Below are 10,196 nucleotides of genomic sequence, written 5' to 3'. Positions count from 1 at the left end.
GAGGGTCGGCTTCTGTTTCCCGGAAAACGGGCGTGGGAGGGTTCGGAAAACCGCGTTAAAGCAGGTATGCGCGATTTGCTGTGGTCGTGCCGAGGAAGTCTGTGTGCCGGCTGTGGGTGCGGGGAGTGATCGGCCGGTCGAGCCGCTGGTGCAGGCCGGCTCGAGAGGGCGGTGGGGAAGATCACTGCGGCCCGCTGAATGCGGGCGGCGCGCTCCCGCGCCCGGCGGCCGTCCACTGTGGATGGATCGGGCGGGCGCGGGAAGGACCGGCCTGGGCTGCGCGCCCGCTACAGGTCGGCCGGGTCCCGGCGCAGCGTGACCTCGCGCCCGGACGCGGTGCGCACCGTGACCGCGTGCACGCCCGGCCGGCCGGCCACGAGCTCCAGCGGCAGCCGGTCGACGGTCTCGGCACCGATGTGCGCCCGCAGTTCCGCGGCGTCGGCGGCGATCTCCAGCCGGGTCACGGCCACTCCGCGGTCACCGTGCCCGGTCGCGCCGCGGTCCGGGTTGGTGGCCGGGTCCGCCCGGTGGAACCAGTTCGGCAGCCCGCGGCGCCAGCAGGTGTCGAGCCCGCGGTCGGGGCCGGGCGCGGTGGTGATGACGCGCTGGGTGCCGTCGGGCTGGACGCGCCCCGGGCGCCGTGCCACCTCGCCGCCGAGCCGCTGCGCGACCGCGGCCATCTCCTCGAGCGTGTCGGCGCGCAGGCTCCAGAACATCCACCGATCGCCGCCCGCGACGACGCCGTCGAACCACTGGGCCGCCGGGGCCCGCTCCGCGATGGGACCCGTCGCGGCCTCGACCTCCAGGTAGACGTCCTCGCCGAGCGGGAAGATCGTGTTCGCGATGCCCCCGGCGAAGACGCCGCCGTCGTAGTAGGCGAGCCCGGTCTCCTCGTGGACCCTGCGGACCCCCTCGGCCAAGTCCCGGACGCCGAGGCAGAGATGATCCAGATGGAACATGCGCGGAGCCTATCGTGATCCAGTTCGGCGGCGGCCGGACCGGGCACCGCGGTGCCGTACGCTCGGGCGGATACCGCCTCGGACGAAGGAGCTCCAGACCTTGCCCTTGGTGCACGCGGTGTGGTCTCCGGGCCGGGGCCTGCTGCTCTGGGCGGAGCACGACCGGGGCCCGGCCGGCACGTCGAGCCGTTCGGCGCAGATCGCGCTGCCGCATCCGTTCGCGGTCTCCAGCGCGAACCTGACCGCTCTGCATCCCGGCAAGCCCACGTCGGTGACCCTGCTGCTGCCGTCGCGGGCCAGCCGGCCGCTCGCCTCTTCCGAGGCGGCGGCGAGCGGCAAGCGGCGTGGCTCGGCGCCCTCGCTGCGGCCGTGGTCGGTGCCGGCGTTGATCGTGGACGCGACCGAGCTGGACGATCCCGACGATTCCGCTTCGTACGGAGCTTCCGTCACCTACCTGAGGGCGGTGGCCCGCCTGGCCGCGGATCTGGTGCGGCGCGGGCGGGTGCTGCCCACGCTCGTCCGCCGGGGCGACGCGGCGGAGGCCCGGTGGCGCCCGGTGCTGCAGGGCGTGGATTTCGTCGCGTTCGACGCGCTGGTCGCGGCCATGCCGCCGGTCGGGCGGGCCGAGCAGATCGCGCCGCTCACCGGGGCTTCACCGCGCGCGCTCGTCACCGATGCGCTCCACGCGCTGGTCGACGCGGCGGTCCGGGACCGCCTGGCGCGGGCGGATCCTCCCGTCGACCTGCGCCGGGGCCGGGGCGCGGCCGGGGTGTGGCTGGCCGCGTTGCAGGGCGGCGCGGCCCGCGTCGAGCTGCCGCTGGGGGAGCTCGGTGTGGTGGCCGACGCCGTCGCGAAGTGGGACGAGGTCGCCGATACCGACATCGTCGACGGCCGGGCCTGTTTCCGCCTGGCCGAAGTCGGCACGCTGCGCCCAGCGGACACCGACGATCCCGACGACCAGACCGGCGACGGCACCAAGTGGCAGCTGCAATTCCTCCTGCGGGCGGCGGCGGACCCGAGCTTGCTGCTGCCGGCGGAGCAGATCTGGTCGGGCCGCGCGGACGGGCTGCTCCGGGCGCCGAAGGGGCTGCTCGTCGCCGAACTGGGCCGGGCCGCGCTGCTGGAGCCGATGCTGGCGCCGGCCTTGCGCCGGACTCAGCCGTCCGAGCACGACCTGACCGTCGAGGAAGCCGAACAGTTCCTCACCACGGGCGCGAACCGGCTGATCGAGGCCGGGTTCGAGGTGCAGCTTCCGGCCACCTGGGACGGCCGGCGCCGGCTCGGGCTGCGGCTGTCGGTCCGCAGCACGCCGTCGGAGCAGGTCGTCGCCCGCAGCCGGGTGGGCCGCGACGAGCTGGCCGGGTTCCGCTGGTCGATCGCCGTGGGCGACGACGAAATCGGCGAGGAGGAGCTGGCCCGGCTGGTCGCGGCGAAGACGCCGCTGGTGCGGCTGCGGGGCAGGTGGATCAGCGTCGACGCCGAGCGGCTCCGCGCGGGTCTCGAGTTCCTGCGCCGCGACCCGGACCGGCACCCCCGCCGTCCCACCGCGGCCGACCTGCTCGAGCTCGTCCGGCACGCGCCGGAGCAGGCGCCGCTCCCGGTCACCGACGTCAGCGCCGACGGCTGGGTCGGGGACGTCCTGGCCGAGCGGGTCCACCAGGCGGTGCCGCCGGTCGCGCTGCCGCCTTCGTTCCGGGCCACGCTGCGCCCTTACCAGCAGAAGGGTGTCGCCTGGCTGGCTTTCATGTCGGCGCTGGGACTCGGTGCGTGCCTGGCCGACGACATGGGACTCGGCAAGACGGTCCAGACGCTGGCGCTCGAGGCCGTCGAGCGGGCCGGCGCCGATCAGCGGCCGACGCTGGTGCTGTGCCCGATGTCGCTGGTCGGCATGTGGCAGCGGGAGGCGGCGAACTTCGCCCCCGGCCTCCGGGTCCACGCCCACCACGGCAGCGCCCGCGCGCACGGGGACGCGCTCGCCGGGCTGGTCGCCGCGGCCGACCTCGTCGTCACGACCTACGCCACCGCCGCCCGTGACGCCGGCGAGCTCGAGGCGTTCGCCTGGCGACGCCTGGTGCTCGACGAGGCGCACGCCATCAAGAACGCCGACACCGCGACGGCCAAGGCGGTGCGGCGGTTCACCGCCGGGCACCGGCTCGCGCTGACCGGCACTCCGGTGGAAAACCGGCTGGGCGACCTGTGGTCGGTGCTGGACCTGCTCAACCCCGGGCTGCTCGGCAGCCGGTTCGAGTTCCGGCAGCGGTTCGCGGCCCCGATCGAGCGCAGCGGCGACACCGCCACGGCCGCCGCCCTGCGCCGGCTCACGCAGCCGTACCTGCTGCGCCGGGTGAAAACGGACCCCGCGATCGTTCCCGAGCTGCCGGAGAAGATCGAAATCCGGCAGGAATACCGGCTCACGCGCGAACAGGGCACCCTGTACTGCGCGATCGTCGACGAGATGATGAAGAAGATCGAGAGCAGCCACGGCATCAAGCGCCGCGGCAACATCCTGGCCGCGATCACGAAACTCAAGCAGGTCTGCAACCACCCCGCGCACCTGCTGCACGACGGCTCCCCGATCGGGCGCCGCTCCGGCAAAGTCAGCCGCCTCGAAGAGATCCTGGCGGAAATCCTGGCGTCGGGCGATCGGGTGCTGTGTTTCACGCAGTACACCGAATTCGGCCATCTGCTCGTGCCCCATCTGTCGGACCGGCTCGGCGCCGAAGTCGCGTTTCTGCACGGGGGCTTGGCAAAAGGGGCGCGGGACGCGATCGTGGCACGCTTCCAGTCCGGCGACGGGCCGCGGATTCTCTTGCTCTCGCTCAAAGCGGGCGGCTCCGGGCTGACGCTGACCGCCGCCAGCCAGGTCCTGCACCTGGACCGCTGGTGGAACCCGGCGGTGGAGAACCAGGCCACCGACCGGGCGTTCCGGATCGGGCAGGGGCGCAATGTCCAGGTCCGGAAGTTCGTCTGCCCGGGCACGATCGAGGAACGCATCGACACCCTGATCACCAGGAAACGCGCGCTCGCGGGAATGGTCGTCGGCGAGGGCGAAAGCCCGCTCACCGAATTGTCCGCGGAAGCGCTGCGCGGGGTGCTCACCCTGGGGGAGGAGGCCGTCGATGACTGAGCCGCTCCCGTGGTGGCCGAGCCGGTTCCTCCGCGCGCTGACGGCGATCGGCATCCTCCTGCCCGCGCCCGGCCAGGGGCGCGTCGTGTCCTTGGCGGCCGGCGCCGGGCGCGTCGACGCCGAGGTGCACGACGGGCGCCCCTACCAGGTGCGGATCGGGCTGACGGCGTTCGGGAAAGCGGACTGGGCGGCGATCACCCATGCCCTCGCGGCGAAAGCGTCGGCCACGGTCCTGCTGCTGAGCGGCGAGCTGCCCCGCGACGTCGAACAGATCTTCAAAGCGGTCCGGCTGCCCTTGTTCCCGTCCTCGGCTCGGGAAGTGTCACTGGACTGCACCTGCCCGGCCGCCGAGGTGCCGTGCGGGCACCTGAACGCCGTGTTCTCCGCGCTGGCGGCGCGGGTCGGCGACGATCCGTTCACCATCCTCGCCCTGCGCGGCCGTGACCGCGAAACACTGCTCGAGGAACTGAAGAACCGGCTGATTTCCGCCGGACCGCTCGATCCCGACGACCGGTCCCCGGCCCTGACCGAGGTCATGGACGCCTACTTCGACTCCGGTCCGGCCCCGGGCCTGAACGGCGCGGCACCGTTGCACGGCCCTCGGACTCCGTCGGACGCGCTCTTGAACCAGGCCCCGCCCTTCGCGATCACGGCGGGCGGCGACGAGGTCGTCGAACTGCTCCGGCCGGTGTATCGGGCCCTCGCCGGGGACCTCGACCTTTAGCGTCGGCGAATTGCGGCGATCAGGCTGAGATGGCGGCCTGTGTCCTTTTTCTGATTGTTTCGGCATCGAGCAATTAATGGGTGCTTTCCCGCTTTTGCCCACGGAATGACCGATTCAGCGGGTTCGTCACCATAAAAGATTAACCATCGGTTAATTCTTAACGGAAACCTACGCTGGTAGGTGGTGATCTTTCGTGGTGGGGGCTGATCCTTTGCGCGCCCCGGATGCGGACGTGGTCCGCATTCGCTCGCCCGTCCCCGCTGTCGAGCCCGGCGCCGGTCCGTCGTGTCCGGAATCGCCCGGCTCGGAAGGAGTTTCCGATGTCGATCGCCCTGCTGCGCGCCACCGTGCCCGCCGCGGTTCTCGTCGCCGCCGCAGTCCTGACCGGTCCCGTTGCGCACGCCACTCCCGCGGCGGCCGCCCCGGCGGCGTCCTGCTCGCAGTCCTATCTGCCGCTGCCCGATCCCGCCTGCACGCCGGGCGTGACCAACCCGGACGTCACCCAGTCCACGATCGGCTCGACGATCTGCGTGTCCGGCTGGACCTCCACGATCCGGCCGCCGACGTCGTACACCAACCCCCTGAAGGTGCAGGGGATCGCCGACTACGGCTACAGCGACACCAGCCTCGCCGACTACGAGGAGGACCACTTCCTGCCGCTCGAGCTGGGCGGCTCGCCCCGCGACCCGAAGAACCTGTGGCCGGAGCCGCACAGCGGGACCAAGAACTCCTACAGCAAGGACTCGGTCGAGAACGCGGTGAAGAAGGCGGTCTGCGCCGGCCAGGCGAACCTGACCGCGGCCCAGCACGCGATGCTGACCGACTGGACCACCGCCGAGTCCGTGCTCGGCATCGGCTGACCCCAGGCGCGGCCCGCTGCCGCCGGCGTCCGATGTGGACGATCGCGGCGGCGGGTCGCGGCCGCGCCGGGTGAAGCGTCGGACGCGACGACGGCGCACCCGTTCGCCCCCGAGATGGCACGCTGGGCACTCCGCCCTTTGTAACTGATGCTACATTGCCGGGTGTGACTAGCGACAAGACGGCGCGATGGCTGGTGCTGGTGGTGCGGGTGCCGGCCGAGCCGTCGCGGCATCGGGTGGCGGTGTGGCGGGAGCTGCGCCGGATCGGGGCGCTGTCGCTGGGGCAGGGCACCTGGGCGGTGCCCGACGTGCCCGGATTCGCCGCCGGGATCGCGCGGGCGATCGAGCTGGCGCAGCGCGGTGCCGGCGAGGTGATCGTGATGGACGCGGCCGGGCGCGCCGAGTCCGACGGCGCGCGGCTGGAGGGGTTGTTCACGGCGGACCGGGAAGAGGAATGGACGGAGTTCCTGGCCGACTGCGGCAAGTTCGACGCCGAGATCGCGAAGGAGATCCGCAACCGCAAGTTCACCATGGCCGAACTCGAAGAGGAGGAGCAGAGTCTGGAACGGCTGCGGCGCTGGCATCGTGATCTCAAGGCGCGGGACGTTTTCGGCGCGCCGTCGGCGGCCGAGGCCGAGCAGCGGCTCAAGCACTGCACCGATCGGCTCGCCGACTACACCGAGCAGGTTTTTCAAGCCCTGCACCAAATGTGACCCTGCCCGGTCGTCGACCCGAGGACAACGAGTGAACATCGGCACGCACCGATTCCGGGCCTCGCCGCTGCGGCCGTTGTACGCGGCCGGGTTCGTGACGGCGTTCGGCGCGCACAGCATCGCCGCTAGCCTGGGCGCCTATACCCGCGGCGACCACGCCTCCCTGCTCACTCTGGGACTGCTGCTGGCCGTCTACGACGGCGCCGAAGTGATCCTCAAGCCGGTCTTCGGATCGCTGGCCGACCGCGTCGGCCCCCGCCCCGTCCTGCTCGGCGGGCTGCTGGCGTTCGCGCTCGCCTCGGCGGCCTTCGTCGTCGCCGGCGACCCGGCGACGGTCGGGGTGGCCCGGTTCGCCCAAGGCGCCGCCGCGGCGGCCTTCTCCCCGGCGGCCGGGGCACTCGTGGCCCGGTTCTCGCCGGCGAAAGGGCAGGGCCGGGCGTTCGGCGGCTACGGGGCGTGGAAGAGCGTCGGCTATACCCTCGGCCCGCTGCTGGGTGGCGTCCTGATCACCCTCGGCGGGTTCTCGCTGTTGTTCGGCGTGCTCGCGGTGCTGGCGCTGGCCGTCGCCGGGTGGGTGCTGCTGGTCGTGCCCGCGGCACCGCCGCTGCCGCGCGCCCGTCAGACCGTGCTCGATCTGGCCCGCCGCCTGAGCCGCCCCGGTTTCCTGCGCCCCACCGCCGCCCTGGCCGGGGCGACCGCGGCGCTGGCGGTCGGCGTCGGCTTCCTGCCCGTGCTGGGCGCGGCGGCCGGGCTCGGTCCGCTGGCCACCGGCGCGGCCGTGTCGCTGCTGGCCGTCTGTTCCGCGCTGGCGCAACCGTGGGCCGGGCGGGCCCGCGATGCCGGGCGTCTCGCCGACGGTCCCGGCATGGCCGGTGGGCTGGTCCTGGCCGCCGCCGGGATGGCACTGGCCGCGCTGGTCCCCGGCGCGGCCGGGCTGCTGGCCGCGGCCGTGGTGGGAGGAGCCGGGGTGGGACTGGTGACCCCGCTCGGTTTCGCCCACCTCGCGGCCGGCACCCCGCCGGAACGGCTGGGCCAGACCATGGGGGCGGCGGAGGTCGGCCGTGAGCTGGGCGATTCCGGCGGCCCCCTGCTGGTCGGCGCGATCGCCGTGGGAGCGACGCTCAGCGCGGGATTCCTCGGCCTGGCCGCGCTGCTGCTGGCGGCCGGGCTGGCCACCGCCGGAGCCCGCACGCCGCGACCGGACGGCTAGGCGCTGTCCGGTAAGTCATCGGAGCAGGAGGATGATCGCGGTGACGGTGCGGTCGGTTTGGTGGTAGGCAGCCTGGCTGGCGTAGCGGGTGGCCAGGCGTGAGCTTCGACGTCGTCTGCGCATCCCCGTTCAGGCAGGTCACGCCATTCGGCCGACCACCACACACGACTACCAGACACAGCCCTGGACGTATTTGGCCATCAGGTTGGTGGCAGTCGGTGGGTGGGTGGGTGGGTGGCCGCCGAGTGCGCTGGCGGATGCGGTGGCGGGGGCAGACCTCGCGCAGGGACCAGCGGTCGTCGACCAGGGAATGGACGTAGTCGAACCCGGCCCTGACGCTGCGGTCGCGAGTGGCTTCGCGCCGGGCCCGGCCGTGAGCGCGCCAGCCACCGCCATCGGGAATCCGGCCGATCTTCTTGACATCCATGCGGACCAGCTCGCCTGGCCGGTCCCGCTCATAGCGCACCGCTGTGGTCTTGCTGGCGCGGGTGCACAATCCGGCGTTCGAGCTCACCGCGGTCCGTCGAGGTGAGGAATGCGGGCGCGAGGATCGATCTCGCAGTCCGGGCTCGCCCTCCGCGGCATACCGGTCCAGCCAGGTCTTCACACACTTGCGGGAGATCCCCATCGCGGACGCGATATGCGCCCGCGGCCACCCCGCCCGGTGACGTTGGACACGGACGGCCGCCGCTGCGTTTCAGGCCGGTATGCGGCTCGCGACGACCGTGGCCGCGCGCACGGCGAGGGCGCACATCCTGGCGGAGTCGTTGTCGTGCGTGGTGATCCCGACTCGCACGTACTCGTCGGCGGTCACCTCCATCGACACCGAGCAGTTCGTCGAGCTGCCGACGTGCATGATGGTGGTCACCGCGTGGTGCCCGGCGATGTCGGGCACCGGTTTGGCCAGGGAGCCCTCGAAGTCCATCACGCGGCCTTCTGGGTTGTCGTCGATGACCGCGATGCTGTAGTCGCTGCCCGCGCACACCGGGTACAGGTCCGTACGGCGCTCCGGCGTGGCCTCGGGGTCCTGGTCGAGTTCCTGCAGGTCGGCCGGCTTGAACAGGGCGCACGGGTCGGTGCCCGCGAACGGCGTGCCGGTCCTGCCGGACCCACCCGCGGGTGCCGTGCTGCCACCGGTCGCCGGGCGAGCGGAGCCCGGCGGATCGCCGCCGCAGGCGGAGAGTCCCAGCACGCAGGCCAGGACCACAGCCGTCACCATCACACGTCGCATGGAATTTTCCCTCGAATCTTCGGCACGAAAGCGCTACTTCTTGACCGGATAGGCTATCGGGGTCCGGTTGTCGTCCTCGGAGACGCCGATGGCCGCGTACTTGCTCACCCAGTACGGCTCCACGCCGACCCCGGTGGACAGGTCCTTCCCGGTCTTGGCGTCGAGCGCGATCGGCTGCCCGCCCTGGGTGGTGCCGTACAGGACGCCGTGCCAGGCGACGAGAACGCCGGGCGCGACCCGGTTGGCGGCCTGGTCGGGCAGGCTCCAGAGTTTCCGCGCGGTGGCGGCGTCGTAGCCGGTCAGCACGCCGGACGAGGAGCAGGCCAGCACGGACTGCTGGTCGTAGAAGCAGTCACCGTAGCTGGAGACCGCGGAGCCGTAGTCGCCGACGAGCCTGGCCTTCTCGGCGCCGGTGGCGGGGTCGAGGAACACCAGGAAGGTGCCGCCGTGGACGTTCTGCTCGACCTCGGCCTTCTGGTCGACCACCACCAGCGCGGGATCGGCCGAAACGACATCGAGTGAGTAGGAACCCTTGGCGGCGACCCATTTCTGCTGCCCGGTCCCGGCGTCGAGCGCGGTGATCTGGCTCGACGAGCTGCTCTCGAGCCCGTTGTCGTAATCGACGCCCGCCAGGATGTCGCCGTGGACGCTGCCGCCGGTGTACTTCGCGCGAGTCCACAATGTCTTGCCGGTCACCGGATCCAGGCCGACCGTGATGTGGTCCTGGTCCTTGTCGTAGCCGGCGATGACGGCTTTGTCGGTGACACCGACGACCTTGGTGACCGCGTTGCTGGCGTCGGCGTACTCGTCGGTGGACACCTTGACGTCGGTTTGCCAAGCCTTCTTGCCGGTGGCGGCGTCGGCGGCCAGCACGGTGAGCGCGATGTAGCCCGGCGTCGTCCCCTGTTCGGGGATCGCGACCGGGAGCGCCGCGACAGCGAGCTTGTCGGTGACCACCGGCGGCCGCGGCCCGGTGGTGTTGACGAACGGGCCGCTCTGGTTGTCCGGGTCGCCGGGCGCACCCTCGATCGGCGTGGCCCACTGCTGCTTGCCGGTGAGGACGTCCACGGCGGTCAGCCCGGTCGGCGCGACGATGTAGGCCGTGCGGTCACGCAGGGTGACAAAGCTCGCGGTGACGCTGCCCCCGACGTTGGTGCTGAAGGCCGTCCTGGGCAGGGCGACACCCGCGGCGGCGTCGAACGCGGTGGGCGGGTCGGCTGTCGTGGCCGCCGGGGCGGCGGGTTCCCCGGACGGGGCGGCCACACCGGATCGGGGTGACTGGGCTGACTGCGGGGCCGGTCCGCTGCCGCAGCCCCCGGCCGTGAGCACCGCTGTCAGGCAGGCCATGGTGGCCAGTACTCGCCGCATCTGT

General features: G+C 72.3%; 8 protein-coding genes and 1 pseudogene. 5 read left to right on the top strand and 4 right to left on the bottom strand.

The annotated features are described in order from the left end of the window. Positions 1 to 287 precede the first annotated feature (287 nt). On the bottom strand, positions 288 to 959 hold the full coding sequence (locus BMY97_RS18120) for a VOC family protein (RefSeq protein WP_091618046.1): 672 nt from the start codon (positions 957 to 959) through the stop codon (positions 288 to 290). 100 nt (positions 960 to 1,059) lie between these two features. Here BMY97_RS18120 and BMY97_RS18115 point away from each other — a divergent pair, with 100 nt between their 5' ends. The 5 genes from BMY97_RS18115 to BMY97_RS18095 all read left to right on the top strand — a co-directional run bounded on the left by BMY97_RS18115 (position 1,060) and on the right by BMY97_RS18095 (position 7,593). Further along, positions 1,060 to 4,086 (top strand): DEAD/DEAH box helicase, encoded by a 3,027-nt coding sequence (locus BMY97_RS18115; RefSeq protein WP_091618045.1) that lies wholly within the window; start codon positions 1,060 to 1,062, stop codon positions 4,084 to 4,086. Beyond that, positions 4,079 to 4,810: an SWIM zinc finger family protein gene (locus tag BMY97_RS18110; RefSeq protein ID WP_091618044.1), complete on the top strand. Its 732-nt coding sequence runs from the start codon at positions 4,079 to 4,081 to the stop codon at positions 4,808 to 4,810. The genes BMY97_RS18115 and BMY97_RS18110 overlap by 8 nt, the downstream gene beginning before the upstream one ends. Before the next feature lie 320 nt (positions 4,811 to 5,130). Then, complete coding sequence (locus tag BMY97_RS18105; protein WP_091618043.1) at positions 5,131 to 5,670, top strand: hypothetical protein; 540 nt, start codon at positions 5,131 to 5,133, stop codon at positions 5,668 to 5,670. Between the two features lie 164 nt (positions 5,671 to 5,834). Next, positions 5,835 to 6,383, top strand: a complete 549-nt coding sequence (locus tag BMY97_RS18100; protein ID WP_091618042.1) for a Chromate resistance protein ChrB — start codon at positions 5,835 to 5,837, stop codon at positions 6,381 to 6,383. A 31-nt stretch (positions 6,384 to 6,414) separates the two neighbouring features. Then, positions 6,415 to 7,593 carry an MFS transporter gene (locus tag BMY97_RS18095; protein ID WP_091618041.1) on the top strand — a complete coding sequence of 393 codons (1,179 nt, stop codon included), beginning with the start codon at positions 6,415 to 6,417 and terminating at the stop codon, positions 7,591 to 7,593. Positions 7,594 to 7,861: 268 nt separating this feature from the next. Here the strand turns inward: BMY97_RS18095 and BMY97_RS18090 are convergent. From BMY97_RS18090 to BMY97_RS18080, 3 genes and pseudogenes are all read right to left on the bottom strand, one after another. After that, positions 7,862 to 8,269, bottom strand: a pseudogene (locus BMY97_RS18090) (helix-turn-helix domain-containing protein); the annotation flags it as partial. 21 nt (positions 8,270 to 8,290) lie between these two features. Next, on the bottom strand, positions 8,291 to 8,824 hold the full coding sequence (locus BMY97_RS18085; protein ID WP_091618040.1) for a DUF3558 family protein: 534 nt from the start codon (positions 8,822 to 8,824) through the stop codon (positions 8,291 to 8,293). Positions 8,825 to 8,857: 33 nt separating this feature from the next. After that, positions 8,858 to 10,192 carry an outer membrane protein assembly factor BamB family protein gene (locus BMY97_RS18080; protein ID WP_143086221.1) on the bottom strand — a complete coding sequence of 445 codons (1,335 nt, stop codon included), beginning with the start codon at positions 10,190 to 10,192 and terminating at the stop codon, positions 8,858 to 8,860. Between the last annotated feature and the right edge of the window lie 4 nt (positions 10,193 to 10,196).

The sequence above is a fragment of the Amycolatopsis saalfeldensis genome, from assembly GCF_900110575.1.
GTDB lineage: Bacteria > Actinomycetota > Actinomycetes > Mycobacteriales > Pseudonocardiaceae > Amycolatopsis > Amycolatopsis saalfeldensis.
Note: the sequence above shows the minus strand (reverse complement) of the source record. Positions and strands in the feature narration are given on the sequence as shown.